Annotated in this window: 22 protein-coding genes; 9 read left to right on the plus strand and 13 right to left on the minus strand. The window is 71.1% G+C overall.

Features of this window, described 5'->3' with window-relative positions; genetic code table 11:
* Window positions 1–7 precede the first annotated feature (7 nt).
* The 3 genes from AB0D29_RS04230 to AB0D29_RS04240 all read left to right on the plus strand — a co-directional run bounded on the left by AB0D29_RS04230 (window position 8) and on the right by AB0D29_RS04240 (window position 3,299).
* Complete coding sequence (locus AB0D29_RS04230; protein ID WP_362852047.1) at window positions 8–304, plus strand: hypothetical protein; 297 nt, start codon at window positions 8–10, stop codon at window positions 302–304.
* The gene (locus AB0D29_RS04235; protein WP_362852048.1) at window positions 301–1,620 is read left to right on the plus strand and encodes a metallophosphoesterase; all 1,320 of its coding nucleotides are present in this window, start codon (window positions 301–303) and stop codon (window positions 1,618–1,620) included. The genes AB0D29_RS04230 and AB0D29_RS04235 overlap by 4 nt, the downstream gene beginning before the upstream one ends.
* A gap of 122 nt (window positions 1,621–1,742) precedes the next feature.
* Entirely contained in the window at window positions 1,743–3,299 is a 1,557-nt protein-coding gene (locus AB0D29_RS04240) for an ABC transporter substrate-binding protein (protein ID WP_362852049.1), read from the plus strand.
* A gap of 18 nt (window positions 3,300–3,317) precedes the next feature.
* Here AB0D29_RS04240 and AB0D29_RS04245 read toward each other — a convergent pair whose 3' ends face one another.
* From AB0D29_RS04245 to AB0D29_RS04255, 3 genes are read right to left on the minus strand one after another with little or no spacing between them, the layout of a single operon-like run.
* The gene (locus tag AB0D29_RS04245; RefSeq protein WP_362852050.1) at window positions 3,318–4,106 is read right to left on the minus strand and encodes a TetR family transcriptional regulator; all 789 of its coding nucleotides are present in this window, start codon (window positions 4,104–4,106) and stop codon (window positions 3,318–3,320) included.
* Between the two features lie 11 nt (window positions 4,107–4,117).
* Complete coding sequence (locus AB0D29_RS04250) at window positions 4,118–4,543, minus strand: DCC1-like thiol-disulfide oxidoreductase family protein (RefSeq protein WP_362852051.1); 426 nt, start codon at window positions 4,541–4,543, stop codon at window positions 4,118–4,120.
* A gap of 3 nt (window positions 4,544–4,546) precedes the next feature.
* Window positions 4,547–4,951, minus strand: coding sequence for a hypothetical protein (locus AB0D29_RS04255; protein WP_362852052.1), 405 nt, complete (start codon window positions 4,949–4,951; stop codon window positions 4,547–4,549).
* 217 nt (window positions 4,952–5,168) lie between these two features.
* On the opposite strand from AB0D29_RS04255, the gene AB0D29_RS04260 reads away from it, so the two are divergent.
* On the plus strand, window positions 5,169–6,602 hold the full coding sequence (locus AB0D29_RS04260; RefSeq protein WP_362852053.1) for a family 2B encapsulin nanocompartment shell protein: 1,434 nt from the start codon (window positions 5,169–5,171) through the stop codon (window positions 6,600–6,602).
* A gap of 45 nt (window positions 6,603–6,647) precedes the next feature.
* On the opposite strand, the gene AB0D29_RS04265 is transcribed toward AB0D29_RS04260, so the two are convergent.
* The 7 genes from AB0D29_RS04265 to AB0D29_RS04295 all read right to left on the minus strand — a co-directional run bounded on the left by AB0D29_RS04265 (window position 6,648) and on the right by AB0D29_RS04295 (window position 12,764).
* The gene (locus AB0D29_RS04265; RefSeq protein ID WP_362852054.1) at window positions 6,648–7,199 is read right to left on the minus strand and encodes a hypothetical protein; all 552 of its coding nucleotides are present in this window, start codon (window positions 7,197–7,199) and stop codon (window positions 6,648–6,650) included.
* Between the two features lie 42 nt (window positions 7,200–7,241).
* Window positions 7,242–8,351: a serine hydrolase domain-containing protein gene (locus AB0D29_RS04270; RefSeq protein WP_362852055.1), complete on the minus strand. Its 1,110-nt coding sequence runs from the start codon at window positions 8,349–8,351 to the stop codon at window positions 7,242–7,244.
* A 262-nt stretch (window positions 8,352–8,613) separates the two neighbouring features.
* A complete protein-coding gene (locus AB0D29_RS04275; protein WP_362852056.1) occupies window positions 8,614–9,381 on the minus strand; it encodes a succinate dehydrogenase iron-sulfur subunit in 768 nt (255 codons plus the stop codon).
* A complete protein-coding gene (gene sdhA / locus AB0D29_RS04280) occupies window positions 9,381–11,135 on the minus strand; it encodes a succinate dehydrogenase flavoprotein subunit (protein ID WP_362852057.1) in 1,755 nt (584 codons plus the stop codon). Before sdhA ends, AB0D29_RS04275 begins: the two co-directional genes overlap by 1 nt.
* Before the next feature lie 23 nt (window positions 11,136–11,158).
* The gene (locus tag AB0D29_RS04285; RefSeq protein WP_362852058.1) at window positions 11,159–11,659 is read right to left on the minus strand and encodes a succinate dehydrogenase hydrophobic membrane anchor subunit; all 501 of its coding nucleotides are present in this window, start codon (window positions 11,657–11,659) and stop codon (window positions 11,159–11,161) included.
* Between the two features lie 5 nt (window positions 11,660–11,664).
* The gene (sdhC, locus tag AB0D29_RS04290) at window positions 11,665–12,045 is read right to left on the minus strand and encodes a succinate dehydrogenase, cytochrome b556 subunit (protein ID WP_078892868.1); all 381 of its coding nucleotides are present in this window, start codon (window positions 12,043–12,045) and stop codon (window positions 11,665–11,667) included.
* Window positions 12,046–12,197: 152 nt separating this feature from the next.
* Entirely contained in the window at window positions 12,198–12,764 is a 567-nt protein-coding gene (locus AB0D29_RS04295) for a 2-oxo-4-hydroxy-4-carboxy-5-ureidoimidazoline decarboxylase (protein ID WP_362852154.1), read from the minus strand.
* Window positions 12,765–13,143: 379 nt separating this feature from the next.
* Here AB0D29_RS04295 and AB0D29_RS04300 point away from each other — a divergent pair, with 379 nt between their 5' ends.
* Together AB0D29_RS04300 and AB0D29_RS04305 are read left to right on the plus strand one after the other, a co-directional pair.
* A complete protein-coding gene (locus tag AB0D29_RS04300) occupies window positions 13,144–13,896 on the plus strand; it encodes an RNA polymerase sigma factor (protein WP_362852155.1) in 753 nt (250 codons plus the stop codon).
* Window positions 13,896–14,945 carry a hypothetical protein gene (locus AB0D29_RS04305; protein ID WP_362852059.1) on the plus strand — a complete coding sequence of 350 codons (1,050 nt, stop codon included), beginning with the start codon at window positions 13,896–13,898 and terminating at the stop codon, window positions 14,943–14,945. Before AB0D29_RS04300 ends, AB0D29_RS04305 begins: the two co-directional genes overlap by 1 nt.
* A 275-nt stretch (window positions 14,946–15,220) precedes the next feature.
* Here the strand turns inward: AB0D29_RS04305 and AB0D29_RS04310 are convergent, their stop codons facing one another.
* Window positions 15,221–16,099, minus strand: coding sequence for a L,D-transpeptidase family protein (locus AB0D29_RS04310; protein ID WP_362852060.1), 879 nt, complete (start codon window positions 16,097–16,099; stop codon window positions 15,221–15,223).
* 179 nt (window positions 16,100–16,278) lie between these two features.
* Between AB0D29_RS04310 and AB0D29_RS04315 the strand changes: the two genes are divergently transcribed.
* Window positions 16,279–17,859 (plus strand): methylmalonyl-CoA mutase family protein, encoded by a 1,581-nt coding sequence (locus AB0D29_RS04315; protein ID WP_362852061.1) that lies wholly within the window; start codon window positions 16,279–16,281, stop codon window positions 17,857–17,859.
* Between the two features lie 45 nt (window positions 17,860–17,904).
* Entirely contained in the window at window positions 17,905–18,546 is a 642-nt protein-coding gene (gene leuE / locus AB0D29_RS04320) for a leucine efflux protein LeuE (protein WP_362852062.1), read from the plus strand.
* On the opposite strand, the gene AB0D29_RS04325 is transcribed toward leuE, so the two are convergent.
* Window positions 18,539–19,912: a polysialyltransferase family glycosyltransferase gene (locus tag AB0D29_RS04325; protein ID WP_362852063.1), complete on the minus strand. Its 1,374-nt coding sequence runs from the start codon at window positions 19,910–19,912 to the stop codon at window positions 18,539–18,541. The genes leuE and AB0D29_RS04325 overlap by 8 nt on opposite strands.
* Complete coding sequence (locus AB0D29_RS04330; protein ID WP_362852064.1) at window positions 19,912–20,892, minus strand: glycosyltransferase family 2 protein; 981 nt, start codon at window positions 20,890–20,892, stop codon at window positions 19,912–19,914. The genes AB0D29_RS04325 and AB0D29_RS04330 overlap by 1 nt, the downstream gene beginning before the upstream one ends.
* A gap of 176 nt (window positions 20,893–21,068) precedes the next feature.
* On the opposite strand from AB0D29_RS04330, the gene AB0D29_RS04335 reads away from it, so the two are divergent.
* On the plus strand, window positions 21,069–22,493 hold the full coding sequence (locus AB0D29_RS04335; protein WP_362852065.1) for a DUF6716 putative glycosyltransferase: 1,425 nt from the start codon (window positions 21,069–21,071) through the stop codon (window positions 22,491–22,493).
* Window positions 22,494–22,509 lie beyond the last annotated feature (16 nt).

Consider the following 22,509-nt stretch of genomic DNA (forward strand, 5'->3'; position numbering starts at 1 on the left):
TGAAGGCATGAAACTCAGCCGTGCCGCCTCCTGGTTCCTGCTCGCCTTCGGAGTGTGGAGCTGGTTCATCTGGGTGTCTTTCGTCCGGAACCTGTGGAAGAACGGCAGTGGCCAGGCCTTCGATGCGGCGGGCGATCCCACTTCCTACTTCTGGGTGCACCTGACGCTCGCGGTGACGTCCTTTCTCCTGGGGACGGCGGTCGGTGTGATCGGGTTGCGCGGGGTCCGGGCCCTGCGGCGTGAATCACGCACGGGGGCGGGCACGGGCGCGGGCACGGGCGCCGGCACGGGTGCCTCGGCATGACGATCCTCGTCTTCGCGCTCGTCGCGCTCGCGGTCTGCGCCCTGCTGGTGCTGGTGCACCGCTGGCTCTGGATCCGGCTGGTCCGCGACACCACGGCGCCCGGCGCCCGCACCCGCCGCATCGGCACGGCTCTGACCATCGCCCTGCCCCTCCTCTCTGTGGCCGCCCTGACCACGGGTCGTGCCGGAGCCCCCTTCTGGCTGCAGCAGACGGTGGCCTGGCCGGGATACCTCTGGCTCGCGGTGCTCCTGTACCTGACCCTGACGATGCTGGTCGCGGAGCCGATCCGCGCGCTGTTGCTCCGCCGTCTGGCCCACCGGGTCCCCTCCGGGGCGGTCGCAGGGCCTCCCGCGCCGCAGACCGCGCTCCGGGCCGCCGCCCCTGAGCAGGCCCCCGCGCCGGCCGCCGAGCCCACGCCCGAGCCGGCCACGGCGCCCGTCGCGGCCGCCACCGCCGAGCCCGCCCCCGAGCCCGCCGTCATGGCCCTGGAGCTGAGCCGGCGCCGGTTCGTCGCGCGGGCGGTGGGCGGGGCGGCCGCCGCCGTGGCCGTCGGCACCGTCGCCACCGGGACCTACGGGGTCCTGCGCGGGCCGAGCGTGCGGCGCGTACGGGTTCCGCTGGCGAAACTGCCGCGTGCGGCGCACGGTTTCCGCATCGCCGTCGTCAGCGACGTCCACCTCGGCCCGGTGCTCGGCCGCGCCCACACCCAGCGCATCGTCGACACCGTCAACCGCACCCAGCCCGACCTCATCGCGATCGTCGGCGACCTCGTCGACGGCAGCGTCCCCGACCTCGGGCCCGCCGCCGAGCCGCTGCGCCGGCTCAGCGCCCGCCACGGCTCGTACTTCGTGACCGGGAACCACGAGTACTTCTCCGGGGCGCAGCAGTGGATCGACCACGTCCGCGAACTCGGCCTGAACCCGTTGGAGAACGCCCGCCGCGCCCTGCCCCACTTCGACCTCGCCGGCGTCAACGACATCCAGGGCGAAACGGAGGGGAAGGGCCCCGACTTCCAGGCGGCCCTCGGCGACCGGGACCGGTCGCGGGCGGCCGTGCTCCTCGCCCACCAGCCCGTGGTCATCCATGACGCCGTCCGCCACGGCGTCGACCTCCAGCTCTCCGGCCACACCCACGGCGGCCAGCTCTGGCCCGGCAACTACCTCGCCGAGCTCGCCAACCCCACCGTCGCCGGGCTGGAGCGGTACGGAGACACCCAGCTCTACGTGTCCCGCGGAGCCGGCGCCTGGGGACCCCCGGTCCGGGTGGGCGCGCCGTCCGACATCACGGTCGTGGAACTCGCCTCATATCAGGCCTGACCCGTCCCAACCCGCCTTGAACTCCCGGGAATCGGCCTTCCGGTGGCTGATATTCCGTGATGGGATGACCGTTAATCGGACAGCGTGACGCTGTCAGCGGGACAACGGGTGGGGTTCACGGGATGCGGTCTGTCCGCTGGAAGATCATCGCGGCCGGGCTGGTCCTCGGCGTGGCCGGCGTGGGCACCTGGCAGTTGCTGCCCGAGGACGGCAGCGGCCGGGGCGCCATCCGGGTCGGGACGAGCGACGTGGTCTCCGCCCTCGACCCCGCCGGCGCGTACGACGTCGGTTCCTGGGCCCTGTTCAGCAACGTCTACCAGTCGCTGCTGACCGTCAAGCCCGGCTCCGACGCCCCCGTGCCGGACGCCGCCTCCTCCTGCGGGTTCGTCGGCCAGAAGCTCACCACCTACCGGTGCGAGCTGCGCCCCGACGTGAAGTTCGCCGGCGGTCGCGCGATCACCGCCGAGGACGTCAAGCACTCCTTCGACCGCATCAAGGCGATCAACTCCGACCAGGGCCCGGCCCCGCTGTTCAACACCCTGGAGTCGGTCAAGGCCGAGGGCCGGACGGTCACCTTCAACCTCTCCGCCGGCGACGCCACCTTCCCCTTCAAGATCGCGACGGGCGCCGCCTCGATCGTCGACAAGGACAAGTACCCGGCGAAGTCCCTGCGCGAGGACGGCAGGATCGACGGCTCCGGCCCGTACACGCTGGCCGCGTACAAGGCCGGTACGAGCGCCGAGCTCAAGCCCAACACCTCGTACAAGGGGCAGGGGAAGCCCGCCCGGACCTCCGTCACGGTGAAGTACTACAAGGACTCCGCGGACCTCGACCAGGCCTGGAACGCCCGCCAGGTCGAGGTCGCCCACCGGGAGATGCCGCCGGCCGTGCTCGCCGGCCTCAACCCGGGCATGAAGGACGTCCGCTACCAGGCCGCCGGCGGCAGCGAGACCCGCTCGATGGTCTTCAACGTCCGCCCCGGCTCCGCGGCCGCGCCGCTCGCCGTCCGCCAGGCCGTCGCCGCCCTGCTCGACCGCTCCAAGGTGGCGAGCGACGTCTACCTGGGCACCGTCACCCCGCTGTACTCCCTGGTCCCGGCGGGCATCGCCGCTCACAGCACGCCCTTCTTCGACGCCTATCCGACGCCCAACGGCGCCACCGCGAAGAAGCTCCTGAAGGACGCCGGGATCAACGCCACCGTCCCGCTCACCCTGGGGGTGAACGTGCGCGGTGCGAACGTCACCGAGGCCGAGGAGCTCAAGCGGCAGCTGGAGGGCACCGGGCTCTTCCAGGTGACGGTCAAGCCGGTCGAGAAGTGGGCCGACTACCAGAAGGCTTACGCGGCGGGCGAGTTCGACGTCTACACGATCGGGTGGGTCGCCGACTTCCCGGACGCGGACAACTTCCTCTCCCCGCTCGTCGGCGCCGACTCGTCGATGAACAACGGCTTCTCCGACAAGCACGTCGACGAGCTGATCACCCGTACCCAGTCCCACTCGGAGCGGGCCGACGCGGCCGCCGAGTTCCGCGACCTCCAGAAGGCGGTCGCCCAGCAGGCCCCGCTGGTGCCGATCTGGCAGAAGAAGGACTACGTGATGTCCCGCGACGCCGTCACCGGCGCCCAGTACCTGTCGGACGGCACCGGGGTCTGGCGCCTGTGGGAACTCGACTGGCTCTGAGCGCGGGGTCCCGGGGGCCTACGCGGGGTCCGGCTTCGGCTTCGACTTCGACTTCGACTTCGGGTCCGACTTCGGGTCCGGTGTCGGGTCCGGGTCCGACGCCTTGCGCCGGGCCCCCGCCGTGGCCGTCTGCGCCATGCCCGGCAGGAAGTCCGCGAAGAGTTCGTGCACTTCCCGCACCAGCGGCCGCAGCACCCGGAACCGGGCCAGGACGATGCCCCGCGTCGTCAGCTGCGCGCCGCGCTCGGCGAGCCGCCGCGTCTTCTCGCTGTTCGGGGAGCGGTCGAAGACCCAGTACAGGACCAGGCCCATCTGCGAGAGCCACATGAGCTCGGGCAGTACGTCGGCCAGCTCGGCCGGCACCTTGGTCTTCGCGCCCGCCAGCACCTCGCGGTGGATGTCGATCGCCGCCTGCCGCGCCGTCTCCGATTCCGGCGAGAACGGGCTGAGCGGACTCTCGGGGTCGGCCGCGTTCTTGAAGAACTGCGAGGCGAACTCGTGGTACGGGGCCGCGATGTCCATCCAGCTGGTCAGTACGCCCGCGAGCCGCTTCTGCAGATCGGTCTCGTTGTCCAGGATGGGCCGGACCGCTGCCTGGTGTGCCGCGCCGATCCGGTCGTAGAACCCCTGGACCAGGTGTTCCTTCGATTCGAAGTAGTAGTAGGCGTTGCCGACCGAGACACCGGCCTCCTTCGCGATACCCCGCATCGTCGTCTTGTCGAAGCCGCGCTCCTGGAAGAGACGGAGCGCGGTTTCGAGGATGAGCGTGCGGGTCTGCTCGCTCTTGGGAGCCTTCTGATCAGTCACGGTGGATGAGCCTATCGGGGGACGGAACACTGGTCGTCACAGGCTGGTCCCTCCGCGCCGTCGAGCGGTCCCCCGGTCCGTACCGCCTGCCGCCAGGCGGAGGCGGTGTACATGGCCGCCCGGGCGAAGGGCCGGCCGGCCGCGGTGGCCAGCCAGTTGGCCTTCGGCCGGTGTTCCACCAGCGCCCACAGGCACACGATGAAGGCGTCGGTCCCCTTCCACACCTGCCCCGAGTCCCCGATGACGGTGATCTCCTTCAGCGTCGACGCGTGGTCGAGCTTCGGGAACCGCCGCCGTGCCTCCCAGGAGGCCGCGGGGACCAGGGCGAGCGGGACCAGCCGGCGCTGCGCGAGCAGCCAGTGCCGGATGTGCACGCAGAGCGGGCAGCTCGCGTCGTAGAGGACGGTCAGTTTCCGCACCGCTCGCGTGGGGGCCACGGCTCAGGCCCCGGTGGGTACGGTCCACCCCTGCGGGGCGACGGGCGGGGTCTGCTGGTGCTCCATGATGCCCCGGCGGCGCATCTTGTTCAGCACCCACACGTTTCCGAGGTGCATGACCCCGAGGACGAGCAGGACGACGCCGAGCTTGACCGAGAGGGCCTCGAAGAGGCCGCGGGCGGTGTCGATCTCCTCGCTCGACCTCAGGTAGAGCGTCACGAAGCCGATGTTCACCAGGTAGAAGCCGACCACGAGGAGTTGGTTGACGGCGTCCGCGAGCTTCTCGTTCCCCTGGAGGACGTCGCCGATGAAGACCCGGCCGTTGCGGCTGAGCGTGCGGGCCACCCAGACGGTGAGACCGATGCTGACCAGCAGGTAGATGACGTACGTGACCACGGTGAGGTCCATGGACCCAGCCCCCTTGAACGCGTTCAAATGCTTACGTCGTTGACTGTAGGGCCTTTTTTGAACAAGTTCAAGCGAACGGCCGGGGGGTTCTCCGGCTGGGCCGGACGGCCCCATCGCCTCACCCGGTCGTGGCGATGCCCGGCGACAGCCGCAACCGCGATGCGTTACACATGGCCACCGAGAGTAACCGTCACCTGCATTCGAAAGTGAGGCGGCCATGTCGGTCGAGACAGCCCCGGGCACCCGGACCGGAACGGCGCAGCGGCAGCAGGAACAGGAACAGCTCAGCCTGAGTACGGCGGCGGCGCGGAACCTCGCGACGACGGCCAAGTCCGAACCGCAGATGCAGGGCATCAGCTCCCGCTGGCTCCTGAGGAAACTGCCCTGGGTGCACACGCCCGGCGGCGTCTACCGGGTGAACCGGCGGCTCTCGTACACGCTCGGCGACGGCCGCGTCACCTTCGTCAAGAACGGCTCCAAGGTCCACGTCATCCCCGCCGAGCTGACCGAGCTGCCGCTGCTGCGCGGCTTCGACGACCCGCTCGCGCTCGGCGCGCTGGCCGAGAGGTTCGTGCAGAAGGAGTACCAGCCCGGCCAGGTCATCGTGCACTCGGGGAAGAAGGCCGACCACGTCTTCCTCATCGCCCACGGCAAGGTCGAGAAGATCTGCGCGGGGAAGTACGGGGACGAGAACGTCATCGGGCGCCTCGGCGACGGCGACACCTTCGGCGGCCACACCCTGGCCCGCGCCAAGGGCACCACCTGGGAGTTCACCGCCCGCGCGGCGACCGCCGTCACGATCCTCGCGCTCCCGGAGACGGCGTACCGGGCGGTCGCCGACCAGTACGCCCACCTGCGCGCGCACGTCGCGGGCCTCAACGGCGGCCGCAACGGCTTCCGGACCAACCGGGCCGGCGAGAAGGCCATCGAACTGAGCGCCGGCCACCACGGGGAGCACGCACTGCCCGGCACCTTCGCCGACTACGAGCTCAAGCCGCGCGAGTACGAGCTGAGCGTGGCCCAGACCGTGCTGAGGGTGCACACCCGTGTCGCCGACCTCTACAACGAGCCGATGGACCAGACCCGGCAGCAGCTGCGGCTCACCGTCCAGGAGCTGCGGGAACGGCAGGAGCACGAGCTCGTCAACAACCCGGAGTTCGGGCTGCTCCACAACGCCGACTTCGACCAGCGCATCCAGACCCACTGCGGCCCGCCGACCCCGGACGACCTCGACGACCTGCTGTCCATGCGGCGCGGCACCCAGTACCTGTTCGCCCACCCGAAGGCGATCGCCGCCTTCGGCAAGGAGTGCAACAAGCGCGGCCTCGCCCTCGGCGGCGTCGAGGTCGACGGCCACCAGATCCCCGCCTGGCGGGGGGTGCCGATCCTGCCCTGCGGGAAGATCCCGCTCACCGAGCAGCACACCTCCTCGATCATCGCGGTGCGCACGGGCGAGGACAACGAGGGCGTGATCGGCCTCTACCAGACAGGCCTGCCGGACGAGTACGAGCCGGGGCTCAACGTCCGCTTCATGGGCATCGACGAGCGCGCGATCATCTCGTACCTCGTCACCGCCTACTACTCGGCGGCCGTCCTGGTCCCGGACGCCGTCGGCGTCCTGGAGAACGTCGAGGTCCGCCCGCGTGCGTGAGGGCGGGGGCGCCCGCCGGCCGGGTCCCCGCCCCGCCCCGCCGCGTCAGAAGCTCAGCGAGCGGGCGTAGTTCACCTGGGACATCACCCACTGGTAGGAACCCGTGTTCGTCGCCGGGATCATCGTGGAGTGGTGGCGGCCGCCGCTGGTCACCGTGACCTGGATGTAGCCGGTGGTGGTCTTCTCCTTCATCAGAAGGAAGAGCAGGCCGAGCAGGCAGAAGATGAAGAAGACGATCGCGAGCACGACCGCGTGGGCCGGGATCTTCTCCTCGGTGCGCGAGAAGTCGGTCGCGTTCCACATCGCGCCCTTGAGCGGCATCGGGCCCGACGGGGTGATGATCTGGTCCCCGGCGATGGTGATGTCACCGAGCGACAGGCCGGCGCCGCCGGCCGGGGCGGCGGCGGGGTAGCCGGGGGCCGGCAGGCCCGCGCCGCCGATGGTCGGCTGGTAGGCCGGGGCCGCCGGGTAGGGCTGCGGATAGCCGTAACTGGCCTCGCCCGGACCCCACCTGTAGTCACCCTGGTCGGGGGCGCCGGGCTGACCGCCCTGCCCGGTGGGGTCGTTCGCGTACGGATTCGGCTGCTGCTCGCTCATATGGCCGATCCTTCCACAACGACCCCCCTCCCCGTGCGCCGGTCAGAGAGCTGCCTCCACGATGCCGGTGACGTGCCCGATCACCTCGTCCTTGGTCGCGGCCGGGCCGGGCAGGAAGGAGTACGTGACCACGCGGCGGCCGTCCGCGGTGGCGAAGACCCCGCTGGTGTACTGGGCCATGCTGCCGGTCTTGCCCCACACCTCGGTCCCGTCCGACAGCTTGAAGAACGCCAACCCGCCCGCGCTGTAAGGCTGCTTGGAGGTCTTGGAGAGCGCGGGCATGACGAACAGCCGGCTCTGCTGCGCGGGCGGCAGCAGACGGCCGCCCAGCAGCGCCTTCGTGAACCGCTCCATGTCGGGTGCGTTGGAGATCATGCCGCCCTCGGCCCACGCCCACGGCTCCTTGGGGACGGGGGCGTCCAGGGAGGGGGTGGGCATCGAACTGTCCCCCGCCTGGGGGACGTACGTGTGGCGCAGGCCGAGCGGGCGCGCGATGCGCCGCTGGACCTCCTCGGCGTAGGTGCGGCCGGTGACCTTCTCGATCGCCAGGCCCAGGAAGAAGCAGTTGGCGCCGTTGTACTGCTGCACGGTGACGGGGGACTCGGGCGCGGTGGCGCAGCCGGTCCAGGCGTGGACCACCCGCTCGGGGGTCAGCCCGAGGCCGTCCGCGAGCGGTTCGCAGGGCAGGCCGAGGCCGCTTGTGTGGCTGAGCAGCTGACCGATGGTGATCGGCTTCCAGTGCGCCGGAACGGTCTCGGGGAGGACCTCGCGGATCGGGGTGTCCAGGGTGAACCGCCCCTCCGCCACCAGCTGGAGCACCACGGTGGAGGTGAACATCTTGGTCATGCTGCCGATGCGGAAGGACGCCGCGGGGTCATGGGAGAGCGGGCCCGTCGCCTTCGTCCAGCGGACGCCCGGCCCGGATGTCCGCACCATCGTCCCCGCCGCGACACCGCCGGGGGCCATCGCCTTCGCCAGGGCCTCCTCGTCGACCGACTGACGGTGGCCGATCGTGCCCACCACGGGCGCCGGGATCGGCTGGGCCGCCGAGGCGGGCAGGGCGCCGACGCCGATCGACGCGACGGCCGCGCAGGCGGCGACCAGGGTGATCCAACGGGCCTTGCGGGTGGCTGAGTTCGCGGGGTTCGTCATGTCCGCAAGCCTGTCGCGGTCAGGATCCGCCGACCATGAGGGACGCCCCCCACCCGCCCCTGACGCACCCCTGACCGCCCGTCCGGTCCCCGGCCGCCCGTTGTCAGTGCCCACCCCTAGGGTCGGCGGCATGGGAATGGTGACCTTCGTCGACGACCCGACGATCACCAGCCAGGTCCGCCGCTGATGCCGTACGGGAACGGCGAGGGCCCCGCCCCCGGACGAACCGGGGACGGGGCCCTCGTACACACGGACCGGAAGGTCAGAAACGGCGCGTGATCAGGGCGCGCTTGACTTCCTGGATGGCCTTCGTGACCTCGATGCCACGCGGGCACGCGTCGGTGCAGTTGAAGGTCGTGCGGCAGCGCCACACGCCGTCCTTGTCGTTCAGGATCTCCAGCCGCTGCTCGCCGGCCTCGTCACGCGAGTCGAAGATGAAGCGGTGCGCGTTGACGATCGCCGCCGGGCCGAAGTACTGGCCGTCGTTCCAGAACACCGGGCACGAGGACGTGCACGCGGCGCACAGGATGCACTTGGTGGTGTCGTCGAAGCGCTCGCGGTCCTCGGCGGACTGCAGGCGCTCGCGCGTCGGCTCGTTGCCCTTGGTGACCAGGAACGGCATGACGTCGCGGTACGCCTGGAAGAAGGGCTCCATGTCGACCACGAGGTCCTTCATCACCGTGAGGCCCTTGATGGCCTCGACGGTGATCGGCTTCTCCGGGTTGATGTCCTTGATCAGCGTCTTGCAGGCGAGCCTGTTCTTGCCGTTGATCCGCATCGCGTCGGAGCCGCAGATGCCGTGCGCGCACGAGCGGCGGAAGGTCAGCGTGCCGTCGAGGTCCCACTTGATCTTGTGGAGACCGTCGAGCACGCGCTCCTTCGGGTCGATCTCGACCTGGAAGTCCTGCCAGGTCGACTCCTCCGAGATCTCCGGGTTGAAGCGGCGGATCCGGAAGGTGACCGTGATGAACGGCGAGGCGGCGGCCGCCGCCTCCATCTTGTCCGTCTCGGACATGGTCGGGGTGGCCATCAGTACTTACGCTCCATCGGCTGGTAGCGGGTGACGACGACGGGCTTGTAGTCCAGCCGGACGGAGTCCTTGCCGTTGTCGCCGACCTCGCGGTACGCCATGGTGTGGCGCATGAAGTTGACGTCGTCGCGGTTCGGGTAGTCCTCGCGGTAGTGACCGCCGCGGGATTCCTTGCGCGCCAGCGCGGACACGGCCATGACCTCGGCCAGGTCGAGCAGGTTGCCCAGCTCGATGGCCTCCAGCAGGTCCGTGTTGAAGCGCTTGCCCTTGTCCTGGACGGACACGTTCTTGTAGCGCTCGCGCAGCTCAGCGATCTTCTCGACCGCGGTCTTGATGGTCTGCTCCGTACGGAACACCATCACGCACGCGTCCATCGTCTCCTGGAGCTCCAGACGCAGCTCGGCGACCCGCTCGTTGCCCGTGGAGTTGCGCAGGTGCTCGACGAGGTCGACGACCTGCTGCGCCGGGTTCTCCGGGAGCTCGACGTAGTCGTTCTCCTGCGAGTACTTGGCCGCGGCGATACCGGAGCGCTTGCCGAAGACGTTGATGTCCAGCAGCGAGTTGGTGCCCAGGCGGTTCGCGCCGTGCACCGACACGCACGCGACCTCGCCGGCCGCGTACAGGCCGGGGACGACGGTGGTGTTGTCGCTAAGGACCTCACCCTCGACGTTGGTCGGGATGCCGCCCATGGCGTAGTGCGCGGTGGGCTGGATCGGGATCGGGTCCGTGTACGGCTCGATGCCCAGGTAGGTGCGCGCGAACTCGGTGATGTCCGGGAGCTTCGCGTCGAGCTGCTCCGGCGGCAGGTGCGTCAGGTCCAGGTACACGTGGTCACCGGCCGGACCGCAGCCGCGGCCCTCACGGATCTCGGTGTAGATGGAGCGCGAGACGACGTCACGGGACGCGAGGTCCTTCATGACCGGCGCGTACTTCTCCATGAAGCGCTCGCCGTCCTTGTTGCGGAGGATGCCGCCCTCACCGCGGGCGCCCTCCGTCAGCAGGATGCCCATGCGCCAGATGCCCGTCGGGTGGAACTGGAAGAACTCCATGTCCTCCAGCGGCAGGCCGCGGCGGTAGCAGGCCGCCTGGCCGTCACCCGTGAGGGTGTGCGCGTTGGAGGTCACCTTGAAGAACTTGCCGGTGCCGCCGGAGGCGTAGATGACGGCCTTGGCCTGGAACACGTGGATCTCGCCGGTGGCGAGCTCGTACGCGACCACACCGGCCGACTTCTTGACGCCGTCCTCCTCGACCAGGAGCTGGTCCAGGACGTAGAACTCGTTGAAGAACTCCACGCCCTCCTTGACGCAGTTCTGGTACAGCGTCTGGAGGATCATGTGACCGGTGCGGTCCGCGGCGTAGCAGGACCGGCGGACCGGCGCCTCGCCGTGGTTGCGCGAGTGACCGCCGAAGCGGCGCTGGTCGATGGTGCCGTCCGGGGTGCGGTTGAACGGCAGGCCCATCTTCTCCAGGTCGAGGACCGCGTCGATGGCCTCCTTCGCCAGGATCTCGGCGGCGTCCTGGTCGACCAGGTAGTCACCGCCCTTGACCGTGTCGAAGGTGTGCCACTCCCAGTTGTCCTCTTCCACGTTGGCCAGCGCGGCGGCCATGCCGCCCTGCGCGGCGCCCGTGTGGGAGCGGGTGGGGTAGAGCTTCGTCAGCACCGCGGTGCGGCTGCGCTTCGTCGACTCGATGGCGGCGCGCATGCCCGCGCCACCTGCGCCGACGATGACGGTGTCGTACTTGTGGATCTTCATTGGTTTCGCCTCAGCCCCGTTGCCTAGCGGATGTTCGGGTCGAAGGTGAAGATCACCAGCGTGCCCAGAAGGATGGTGAACACCGTGGCGGTGTAGAGCAGGCCCTTCAGCCACAGCCGCGTGTTGGCGCGCTCCGCGTAGTCGTTGATGACGGTACGCAGACCATTGGCGCCGTGCAGCATCGCCAGCCACAGCATCAGCAGGTCCCAGACCTGCCAGAACGGGGAGGCCCACCGGCCCGCCACGAAGGCGAAGCCGATCTTGGAGACGCCGCCGTCGAGCACCAGCTGGATCAGCAGGTGGCCGATGACCAGGACGACCAGCACGATGCCCGAGAGGCGCATGAAGAGCCACGCGACCATCTCGAAGTTGCCGCGGGTCGAGCGCGGGGTCTTGCCCGTGCGCTTGCGCGGGGCCTCGATGTACGGCGCCGGGTTCTCGACGTCGTAGAGCGAGACGCCGGTCACGGAGCCGCCGTCGCCGGCGCCCTTGGTCATGTCGACGGAAGAAGTGTCAGAAGACATGCGTGTCACTTCCCGAACAGTTCAAGGTAGGCGTGGCCCAGTACGGGGTACAGGGCCCCGACCATCAGCACGATCCAGATGCCCACGACGGTCCAGAGCATCTGCTTCTGGTAGCGCGGGCCCTTGGACCAGAAGTCCACGGCGATGACACGGAGACCGTTGAGCGCGTGGAACAGGATGGCGGCGACGAGGCCGTACTCCAGCAGCGCGACGATCGGAGTCTTGTAGGTAGCCACCACGTCGTCGTACGCCTCGGGTGAGACGCGGACGAGTGCGGTGTCGAGGACGTGTACGAACAGGAAGAAGAAAATGAGGACGCCGGTGACTCGATGAGCCACCCAGGACCACATTCCTTCCCGGCCGCGGTACAACGTTCCAGCCGGCACGGAAAACCCTCCGGAAGCGGGGCGGGGGCCAGCCGGCTTCTTTGTCGGTCGGGCCCGGCCGGGTACGGTCCTCCGGCCCCGGACATCGTAGCGACGCTTTGTCGGTTCCCTTGCGCGGGGGCCATCGGTGTGATCAAACAGGCACGTACGGGCTATCCCACAGGGGCGAATAGCCCGATTTCCGTGGCAGTCGGCCCATCCGTCGAGGTCAGCCAGCGTGTCAGATCCCAGAGCCGGTCCTGGGCGACGCGGCGCAGCTCGTCCGCGGAGATCGAGCGCTCCTCGTCCACCTCGTGCGTCATCCTGCGGCGGATCGCGGCCAGCAGCTGGTCCGCCTGCTCCTCCGGCGGATGCCCGGCGAGGCAGATCACGAAGGCGTGGCCGAACTTCCGTTCGTACTCCGCGTGCGCCGCGTCGAGGGCCAGCAGGGCGGCGTACGGTGCGCCGTGGTCCAGCTCCGCCGAGCACTCGGCGGCCAGCGCCTCGGTCAGGTCGGCCTGCGAGAGGTCGTACGAGGCCTCGTCCGCGGCGGCGAGCAGGGCGTCCGGATTCGGGTACGGGCGGTGGGTGGCCACCCGGTGCGCCCAGCGCCGGCTCCCGCAGCACTGGAGCAGCACGGCGTGGGCGGCCTCGGGGGACAGGGTGTTGAACCGCGCCAGCCCGGAGCCGTGAGAAGGATCGGAAGTGCCGCGGGCCTGTGCCGGAAGGTGGCTGGACAGCGGGGGGCTCCTCGGGGCGCGGCGCGGGTGTACCGCCACGCTAGCGATGGGAGGCAGGGTGTGTCGTACCCATCTGGGGATTTCACCCGGAAGTGAGCCGAAAGGATGACGTGAGCGCCACGGCCCGGCCCGGGAAGTCGTCCGGGAGGGGGAGGGCGACCGAGGCCGCCACCCCCCACAGGAGAGGCCCCGGCCGCCATCCGTCACGGGCTCGTGCGACAAGCCCGTACCCCTGTCAGCGCCCTGAGTGCGTTTTGTGTCACACCTCGCTCCGCACAGGGTTGGTTGCACGTTGTATCACTCGTGGACGGGAGGTACTTGAAAGCCGTAACGTGCTGATTTGCGCCACACGTACAGGACAGTGAACGGGTTGGGGACTTTGCTGGGGGACGACGCGGAGCTGACCGCCGCGGTGCTCGCGGCACAGGACGGCGACGAGAACGCGTTCCGTGCTGTGTACCGCGCCGTGCACCCACGCCTGCTCGGATACGTACGCACGCTCGTCGGAGACGGCGACGCGGAGGACGTGACCTCCGAGGCCTGGCTGCAGATCGCCCGCGACCTCGACTCCTTCACCGGCGACGCCGACCGCTTCCGCGGCTGGGCCGCCCGCATCGCCCGCAACCGGGCCCTCGACCACATCCGCATGCGCGGCCGCCGTCCCGCCATCGGCGGCGACGACACCGAGCTGACCGCGTGGGCCGCCGACTGCGACACCGCGGGCGCGGCGATGGAGTCCCTCTCCACCGGCCGGACCATGGCGCTCATCGCCCGGCTCCCGCAGGACCAGGCCGAGGCCGTCGTCCTGCGGGTCGTGGTCGGACTCGACGCCAAGAGCGCGGCCGAGACCCTCGGCAAGCGCCCCGGCGCCGTACGCACCGCAGCGCACCGGGGTCTGAAGAAGCTGGCCGAGCTGCTCGGCGAAGAGGGCTCGGAGGGCGGCTTCGGGCCGGACCCGGGCACCGGCGCGGAGCCGGGCGCGGCGGTCGGCCATAATGCCGGTGGCCAGCCGTGGGACGGCGGGGGCGGGAGGGATCTCGACGCCGTACCCGCGCAACGCGGCCGAGGTGGGGGCTTCGTAGAACAAACCGGTGTGACGCATTCACGTTGGCGGACGCAGAAGGACATGTGATGGCCGACGAGCGCAACAGGTGGCTGGACCAGGCCGCGGCGGACAGACTGCTGCGCGGCGAACCGGCGGAACCTGTGGGGCCGGCCGGCGCCGAACCGCGTGCCCGCATCGAGGCCGCGCGACTGCGTGCCGCGCTGGACGCCCTGGAAGCCCTGGGTGCCGGCGGCGAGCTGCCGCCCGCGGGCACGGAACTGCCCGGCGAGGCCGCGGCGGTCGCCGCCTTCCGCACGGCGCGTGCCGCCGGCCGCTCCGCGGACCCCTCGGACCGCGCCGCGTTGGCCGGATCCGGCGAGCCCGTGGTCGATCTCGGCCGTCTCGTGCCCTCCTTCGCCCCTGCGCCCCGGCGCGCCCGGACGGTGAGTTTCGGCCTGGCGGCCGCTCTGGCGAGCGTCGCCGTCGGCGGCCTCGCCGCCGCCGCGGGCGCCGGACTGCTGGACCGTGACCGGCACGACAGCGCGGGACCCGGACCGGCGATGTCCATCAGCGCCGGCGAGAACGCGGAGCCGGGCATCGGCAGCGGAGCCCCGACGCTCACCCCGAAGCTGCTGCCCACCCCGCCGCCGAACGGCTCGAATTCGACGCTCACCCCGGGACCCACGCAGTCCCCGGGCCCGGACGGACGCACGCTGCCCGGCACCGGCACCGGCGCGGACACCTCGTCGGGCGCCTCGGGCACCGGCGGCGCGGGCAAGGACCCCGAGAGCGGCCTGAGCGCCGTGGGCGGCACGGGCGACAAGGACCGCGACCGGGACACCTTCGGCAGCGGGGACACCGGCAAGGACCGTGAGCGGCGTGAGCGGGAGACCCTGCTCAAGGCGCTGGACCTCTGCCAGGACTACCGGTCGGGACGTCTCGACGACGACCGTCGCGAGCGGCTCTCCCGCCTGGCCGACGGGCTCACCCGGATACCGGACTACTGCAAGTCGGTGCTGGACGGGGACTCCGGCGGCAAGCGCCGCGACACCCCGCTGGGGGACGGGACGCTCAAGGCCCCGACCCTGGCCCCGGCGCTCCCGCGGGGCTCGACGGGCCTGCGCACCGGTCTCTGACACATGTGCTGACCCGCCTGTAACACTTTTCGAACCGGCGGCGCAGTACATATCGAGCCGACTGGTCATCGGCCGCGCATGAGCCGGGGTTCCCCCCGTACCCCTGGGCTCTGCGCAACCGGCGCGGGCGGGGCACGTTCCCCCGGCCCTGCCCGCGCCCTTTACCTCGACCCCGGCGGTCGGCCCACGGCCGCGCCGTCCCAAGCAGAAGGCCTTCGACCGGATCCCGGTCGAAGGCCTTCTGCTTGGGCTCGTGGGGCCGTGGGCCGTGCGCATCACCAGTAGACGACGACCTTGTCGCCCACGTTCACCTGGCCGAAGAGGCTCGACAGCTTGCCCTTGTCGCGGACGTTCACGCAGCCGTGCGAGGCGCCGGCGTAGCCGCGGGCCGCGAAGTCGGCCGAGTAGTGCACGGCCTGGCCGCCGCTGAAGAACATCGAGTACGGCATGGACGTGTGGTAGAGCGTGGACGTCCACTCCTTCTCCTTGCGGTCCACCTTGAAGACGCCCTCGCGGGTCGGGGTGTTCTCCGAACCGAAGCGCACGTCCATGGTGGAGATGACCTTGCCGTCGATCATCCAGGCGAGGGTGCGGCTCTCCTTGCTGATGCACATGACCCGGCCCTCCATGCAGCGCGGGTCCGGCGCGTCGACCTCGTTGACGGTCGGCGGGCGCAGCTCGTCGGCGGTGGGCTTCTTGCTGGCGCTCTGGATCTTCTTCCAGGTGGCCTCGTCGACCGAACCGGTGGCGGTCAGACCGTTCTTCGACTGGAAGGACTTGACCGCGGCCGTGGTCTTCGAGCCGTAGAAACCGGTCGGCGCCACCGACATCAGCTTGAGCTGCCGCAGGCGCGCCTGGAGCTCGCGCACCTGGTCGGTGTCGTCGCCGTTGGCCATGATCTGCTTCACCGTGGGCGAAGGAGAGGCCGACGGGGAGGCCGACGCGGACGTCGAGGCCGACGGCGACGGCGAGGCCTCGCCGGGCTTGTTGTCGGTGGACGGAGAGGCTTCGGGAGTGGCGCCCGCCGTGGGCGAGGACGGAGCCGAGGGAGTGGAGCCGGCGGACTCCGACTTCTGCGGCCCGCAGGCGGTCGCGGCGAGCGCGACGGCGGCGGCCACCCCGATCGTGCGGATTATGAATCTCTGGCGCTGCATTGCAGTCCCCCGGTTTCTACGTCGTGTATCTAGGTGATGCCTGGCGCGCGCGGAGAGTTGCACTGGGCCACGGGATGTTGCGCCATTGTGACCAGCAGCCGTCCGCGGCCTTACGAACCGATGTGCGGGCAAGGTTGTACCAGCTCCGGGCCCGGTAGCTCTACGGAGGTCTTCGTCACATGGCACGCACCGAGAGCGGACTCCCGATCGAACCCGTCTACGGGCCCGGCGACCTGACGGGGTGGGACCCGGCGGCCGCCCTGGGCGAACCAGGCGATTTCCCCTACACCAGGGGGATTTATCCGAACATGTACACCGGCCGCCCGTGGACGATGCGGCAGTACGCCGGTTTCGGCACGGCCGCCGAGTCCAACGCCCGCTACCGGCAGCTCATCGCGGGCGGCGGCACCGGACTGTCCGTCGCCTTCGACCTGCCGACCCAGATGGGACACGACTCGGACGCCCCGCTCGCGCACGGCGAGGTCGGCAAGGTCGGGGTCGCCGTCGACTCGCTCGACGACATGCGGACGCTGTTCGACGGGATCCCGCTCGACCGCGTCTCCACCTCCATGACCATCAACGCGCCCGCCGCGCTGCTCCTGCTGCTCTACCAACTGGTCGCGGAGGAACAGGGCATTCCGGGCGGGCGGCTGACGGGCACGGTCCAGAACGACGTCCTGAAGGAGTACATCGCGCGGGGCACGTACATCTTCCCGCCCGAGCCCTCGCTCCGGTTGACGGCCGACACCTTCCGCTACTGCCGGGCCGAGATCCCCAAGTGGAACACCATCTCCATCTCCGGCTACCACATGGCCGAAGCGGGGGCCTCGCCCGCGCAGGAGGTGGCCTTCACCCTCGCCGACGGCATCGCCTACGTCCGTACGGCCCTGGCCGCCGGCATGGCGGTCGACGAGTTCGCGCCCCGGCTCTCCTTCTTCTTCGTCTCCCGCACCACCCTCCTGGAGGAGGTCGCGAAGTTCCGCGCGGCCCGGCGGATCTGGGCCCGCGTCATGCGCGAGGAGTTCGGGGCGCGGGATCCGAAGTCGCTGATGCTGCGCTTCCACACCCAGACGGCCGGGGTCCAGCTGACCGCGCAGCAGCCCGAACTGAACCTCGTACGGGTGGCCGTACAGGCGCTCGCCGCGGTCCTCGGCGGCACCCAGTCCCTGCACACCAACTCCTTCGACGAGGCCATCGCGCTGCCGACCGAGAAATCCGCCCGCCTGGCGCTGCGCACCCAGCAGGTCCTCGCGTACGAGACGGACGTGCCGCACACCGTGGACCCCTTCGCCGGTTCGTACGCCGTGGAGCGGATGACGGACGAGCTGGAGGCGGCCGCGCTCGCGCTGATGCGGCGGGTCGAGGACCAGGGCGGGGCGGTGGCCGCGATCGAGAACGGCTTCCAGAAGGGCGAGATCGAGCGCAACGCCTACCGCATCGCCCAGGAGACCGAGGGCGGGGAGCGGGTGGTGGTCGGCGTCAACCGTTTCGCGCTGGAGCGGGAAGAGCCGTACGAGCCGCTGCGCGTGGACCCGGCCATCGAGGAGCGGCAGTGCGCGGCGCTGGCGCGGCTGCGGGCGGAGCGGGACGCGGCGGCGGTGACGGCGGCGCTCGGGGCCCTGCGGGAGGCGGCCGCGGGAACGGCGAACGTGCTGTACCCGATGAAGGAGGCGCTGCGGGCGCGGGCCACGGTGGGGGAGGTGTGCGGGGCGCTGCGGGAGGTGTGGGGGACGTACGAGCCGACGGATTCCACATGGTGAAACCCGCTGGACTGTCAGGTGTGTCCTCGTGGGACACTCCTGCACATGCTGGGTGTCACCGATCTGCCGACGTACCTCGCCGGCCTCGTACTGATCATTCTTCTGCCGGGTCCGAACTCGCTGTACGTGCTCTCCGTCGCCGCCCGGCGCGGGGTGCGCACCGGGTACAAGGCCGCCGCCGGCGTGTTCACCGGCGACGCCGTGCTGATGCTGCTGACCGCCGTGGGCGCCGGGGCGCTGCTGCGGGCGAGCCCGCTCGTGTTCACCGTGGTGAAGTTCCTCGGCGCGGGGTACCTGGCCTGGCTGGCCGTGGGGATGATGCGCGGCGCCTGGGCGCTGTGGCGCACGCGCCGGGAGCGGGACGAGGCGCAGGCCGCCGAACCGGGCGAGAACGAGCGGCCCTACCGGCGGGCGCTGCTGATCAGCCTCCTCAACCCGAAGGCCATCCTCTTCCTGATGTCCTTCTTCGTGCAGTTCGTGGACCCGTCCTACGCCTACCCGGCGCTGTCGTTCCTGGTCCTCGGCGGCCTGCTGCAGACCGGCAGCTTCGTGTACCTGACGCTGCTGATCTTCGGCGGCACCCGGCTCTCGGAGGCCTTCCGCCGGCGCAAGCGGCTGTCGGCCGGGGCCACCTCGGCGGCGGGCGTGCTCTTCCTCGGCTTCGCGGCCAAGCTCGCCGTCAGCTGAGGGCGCGGCGCACCCAGCCGAGCCGCCGTACGGCCCGGCGCACCGCGCGGCTGCGCGGCAGGAACGAGAGCTGCGCCGGGATGCCGCCCGGCAGGCCCAGGGAGGTCAGCCGGCGCCGGGTGAAGTACCGCCAGGTGCGCGCGTCCAGGTGCTGGGCCAGGTAGGCCTCGGCCGCCGGCCGGCGCGCGGCCAGGATCTGCGGCTGCATGGTGAACCCGACGGCGGTCAGCAGCGCGGCCGGCTCCGCCCGGACCTGCTCGGGGGTCGGGGGCGTCCAGCCGCGCACGGCCTCCGCGTCGGCGAGGTCCGGGAGCAGGGCGTCCACCAGGGCCAGCGGGACCCGGTTGCTGTTCGGGTACGGGGTCAGGCGGGCCAGGACCGCATCCGTGCCGGTCCGGGCCACCGGGAGGCCGTAGAGGGTGGCGGCGGTCAGCAGGCCGGTGGAGAAGCAGCCGACGACCAGCGCCGGACGCAGCCGCTGGTAGAGGGTCTCGGCCAGCACCGGCGCGGCGATCACGGTCAGCCGGGCGCCGAGCCGCTCGGCCTCCTCCTCGGCCCGGCGGGAGTACGCGGCCGGGGCGCCGGGGTGCGGTTTGAACACCAGCTCGCGGTGGCCCAGGGCGTGCGCGCCCCGGACCATCGACACGTGGAGCTCCTCCTCCTCGGCCAGGGTCATCAGGTCGAGCGCCGAGAGGTACTGGCCCAGGAGCAGCGCCGGGGGCTCCGCCGCAGACACCTCGGCGGCTCCGGCGGCCCAGGTGGCCCCGGTGGCCTCCGTGGCCTCGGCGAGTTCGGCGAGGATTTTGAGGAAGGTCTCCGTCGGCACCAGCTCCTCCCGCGCCCCGAACTCCGTCAGCAGCAGCGGCCTCAGCCCCGGCACCAGGTCCAGGTGGAGCACCCGCCGCACCCGCATCCCGAGCTGCGGGTCGAGCCGGAAGCGGGTGGGTCCGTAGCTCATCAGCCCGTCGGCGTAGACGTCGACCGCCGCGCCCGGGAAGAGCCGGCACAGGGTCTGGGCCGGCGGCACCTGCAGCGACTCCACGACCAGTTCGACGCGGTCCTCGCCGAGGCCCCACAGGGAGCGCAGCTGCCGCTCCCAGATCGGGACGTCCTCCGCGCGCGGGGCCCAGGTGCTCGGGTGCTGCGGCTCGATGACCCGGTTCCAGTCGAGCACCTCGTCGAAGCGGGTGCGCAGGGCGGCGAAGCCCGGCATGTCCGCGACCCCGGGGGTGACCTCGGCGGTGACGGCGTGGTTGCTCGTCAGCAGGATCCGGCGGCCGGCCGGCGGGAAGGCGCCCGCGTCGATGCCCGCCGCGAGCGTGGCCGCGCCGTAGAGGGTGGAGGCCAGGAAGATCTGGGTGGGCATCAGGCGGCCGCTCCCGACGGGGTGCGGCGGCTGCCGCGCACGCGCCGCAGCAGGGTGGAGCGTTCGATGTCCATCGAGTCCAGGACCTGGTCCAATACGTCCTGGGGCATGCGGCCGAGCGCGGCCGCGCTCATCGAACGGAGTTTCTTGGCCACGGCCGGTTCGAACCTTTCGAGGGATCCGAAATGGTGCGCGATAATCGCGCAATACGTTCGGACGGCTTTCGGGAGCAGCAGATCGGATTCCCGGTCAGCGGTGACATCGGCCAGTACTTGATCAAATGCCCGGATGAAATCGAGCTGCCGTTCGTCCCCGATCTGCGTCAGGGAGGTGGAGACCCCGCGCCGGTAGAAGATCCCGGGCAGGCCCACCGCGGCGAAGGACTCCGCCTCCCGGTGCAGCCGCCAGATCCACGGCCGGTCCTCGGCCGTCCGCAGCCCGTCGGTGAAGTGCAGGGCCCCGCGCTCCAACAGCCGCCGGTGGTACATGCCGGCCCAGGCGTACGGGTAGTCCACCGAGGTGGCCCGGTCGGCGGGCAGGATCGCGGTGCGCGGATCGGCGACGACCGACTGCGGGCCGTAGGGGACGCGCTGCACGCTCCGCGTCCTGCCCGTGCACCGCACATGGTCGGTGCGGACGAAATCGCAGTTCAGCGCCTCTATGGCGGCCAGTGTGCGGGCCAGGTGGCCGGGGGCCAGCCAGTCGTCCCCGTCCAGGAAGGTGAGGTACTCGCCGCGGGCCGCGTCCAGGCCGGTGTTCCGCGCGGTGGCCAGACCGCCGTTCCGCTCGTGTCTGAGGTGCACCGCCCCGGGCAGCTCGCGCGCCGCCCGCTCCAGCAGGCCGGGCGTCCCGTCCGTCGAACAGTCGTCGACGAGCAGGAACTCGAAATCCTCCCGGGCGTTGAGTTCGAGACTCTTGAGGGCATCCGGTGCGTATGTCTGCACGTTGTAGAACGGCACGACAACAGAGAGCTTGGGCACCCGCGAGACATTAGGGCGCCGCCTGGCATTCACTGTGGCCCGGATGCGGATTCCATGTGAACGGCGCGGGGCGGGCGAGTTAACCCGTACGCTTTCGCATTTCGTCGACGCGTTGTTAACCCGCTGTTGTGCGTTCGTTGGGCCGATCACCGAAATTGCGGAATAGCTTCGGCCGCGTGCCAGAACGCAAACGCGTCGCCGTACTCGCCGATTCCGATACGCGATGGAAATGGGGCGCACTCACCGCCCGCCGTCTCGTCCCCGACCACCAGCTCACCGGATACCTGCTGCGCGGCCGCGCCACACCCACCGCGCGCCAGCTCGGCGAGGTGGGGGTGCGGGCCGACCGGCTGTCCGAGGTGACCTGCGCGGAGTTCCTCGCCGAGATCGGGCGGGAGCGCTACGACGTGGTCGTCCTCGCCCTCGTCGGCGGAGCCGTCCAGGCCGTCCTGCACGGGGCCCGCGCCCTGTGGCCGAACCCGGCGAAGCGGCCCGTCTTCGTCACCGGATACGTGGGCGTCGTATACGAGAAGCTCGCCGACGGGCTGCTGCTGCGGCACGGGGCCGACCTCGTCCTCGCCAACTCCCGCCACGACGCGGAGCGCTTCCGCGCCGTGTACGAGGGGGTCGGCGCGGACGCCGGAGCCGTCACCGAGACCGCGCTGCCCTTCCTGGGCGGGGCGCCGTACGAGCCGGCCGGGAGCAGGGCCCACACGGTGGTCTTCGCCGTCCAGCCCTCCGTGCCCGACAGCCGCGCCGACCGCGCCTACCTGCTGGAACGGGCCGCCGGGCACGCACGGCTGCACCCCGACCGGGAAGTGCTGATCAAACTGCGCAGCAAGCCCGGGGAGCACACCACGCACCTGGAGGAGCAGCCGTACCAGCGGCTCGCGGAGAAGGTCCCGGGCGGACTGCCCGCCAACTGCCGCCTGGTCTACGGGAACATGGGCGAGGTGCTGGACGGCACCGACCTGCTGGTCACCGTCTCCTCCACCGCCGCCCTGGAATCCCTGCACCGGTCCATCCCGACGGCGATCCTCACCGACCTCGGCATCCGCGAGGCCCTCGGCAACCACCACTTCCTGGGCTCCGGTTGCCTGGCCTCCTGGGACCAGCTCGACTCCGGGCTCCTCCCCGAGGGCGATCCGGTCTGGCTGGCGGCCCAGGGCGTACTCCCGGGCCCGGCCAAGGCCACGCCGGCCTTGGCCGCCTCGGCCACGGCCACGCCGGCCAAGGCCACGCCGGGTGCGGCCGAACCGGCCGGGGCCGCGCGTTCGTCCGCCGAGCCCGCCGCAGGCGCGGCGTACGACGCCTACGCCGTCGCCCGGGCGAAGGTCGCCGGGCTGGTGGCCGCGACCCGGCTGCCCGCCCCCGCGCCGTACTACACGCTCACCACCGCCCCCCGGTACCTGCCCGGGATCCTCGCCCGGCACCACCTCGCCCCCGACGGCACCCCGCTGCCCGGCGCGGTGCGCCCGACGGCGGGGGAGTCCCGGCTGCGCCGCCGGCTCCGCGCCCACCTGCGCGAGGCCGCCCGCGGCGCGTACCGGCACGGCGTGCAGCGCGTCGCCCCGGTGATCCGCAGGCTGGGGGAGCTGTGAGCCCCCGCGTCCTCGC

It is taken from the genome of Streptomyces sp. NPDC048424, from assembly GCF_040651555.1.
GTDB lineage: Bacteria > Actinomycetota > Actinomycetes > Streptomycetales > Streptomycetaceae > Streptomyces.

Coding starts and splice junctions, on each gene's coding strand:
- AB0D29_RS04230 (WP_362852047.1), top strand. CDS start 8: ATGAAACTCAGCCGTGCCGCCTCCTGGTTCCTGCTCGCCTTCGGAGTG.
- AB0D29_RS04235 (WP_362852048.1), top strand. CDS start 301: ATGACGATCCTCGTCTTCGCGCTCGTCGCGCTCGCGGTCTGCGCCCTG.
- AB0D29_RS04240 (WP_362852049.1), top strand. CDS start 1,743: ATGCGGTCTGTCCGCTGGAAGATCATCGCGGCCGGGCTGGTCCTCGGC.
- AB0D29_RS04255 (WP_362852052.1), bottom strand. CDS start 4,951: ATGGACCTCACCGTGGTCACGTACGTCATCTACCTGCTGGTCAGCATC.
- AB0D29_RS04260 (WP_362852053.1), top strand. CDS start 5,169: ATGTCGGTCGAGACAGCCCCGGGCACCCGGACCGGAACGGCGCAGCGG.
- AB0D29_RS04265 (WP_362852054.1), bottom strand. CDS start 7,199: ATGAGCGAGCAGCAGCCGAATCCGTACGCGAACGACCCCACCGGGCAG.
- AB0D29_RS04270 (WP_362852055.1), bottom strand. CDS start 8,351: ATGACGAACCCCGCGAACTCAGCCACCCGCAAGGCCCGTTGGATCACC.
- AB0D29_RS04275 (WP_362852056.1), bottom strand. CDS start 9,381: ATGGCCACCCCGACCATGTCCGAGACGGACAAGATGGAGGCGGCGGCC.
- sdhA (WP_362852057.1), bottom strand. CDS start 11,135: ATGAAGATCCACAAGTACGACACCGTCATCGTCGGCGCAGGTGGCGCG.
- AB0D29_RS04285 (WP_362852058.1), bottom strand. CDS start 11,659: ATGTCTTCTGACACTTCTTCCGTCGACATGACCAAGGGCGCCGGCGAC.
- AB0D29_RS04305 (WP_362852059.1), top strand. CDS start 13,896: ATGGCCGACGAGCGCAACAGGTGGCTGGACCAGGCCGCGGCGGACAGA.
- AB0D29_RS04310 (WP_362852060.1), bottom strand. CDS start 16,099: ATGCAGCGCCAGAGATTCATAATCCGCACGATCGGGGTGGCCGCCGCC.
- AB0D29_RS04315 (WP_362852061.1), top strand. CDS start 16,279: ATGGCACGCACCGAGAGCGGACTCCCGATCGAACCCGTCTACGGGCCC.
- leuE (WP_362852062.1), top strand. CDS start 17,905: ATGCTGGGTGTCACCGATCTGCCGACGTACCTCGCCGGCCTCGTACTG.
- AB0D29_RS04325 (WP_362852063.1), bottom strand. CDS start 19,912: ATGCCCACCCAGATCTTCCTGGCCTCCACCCTCTACGGCGCGGCCACG.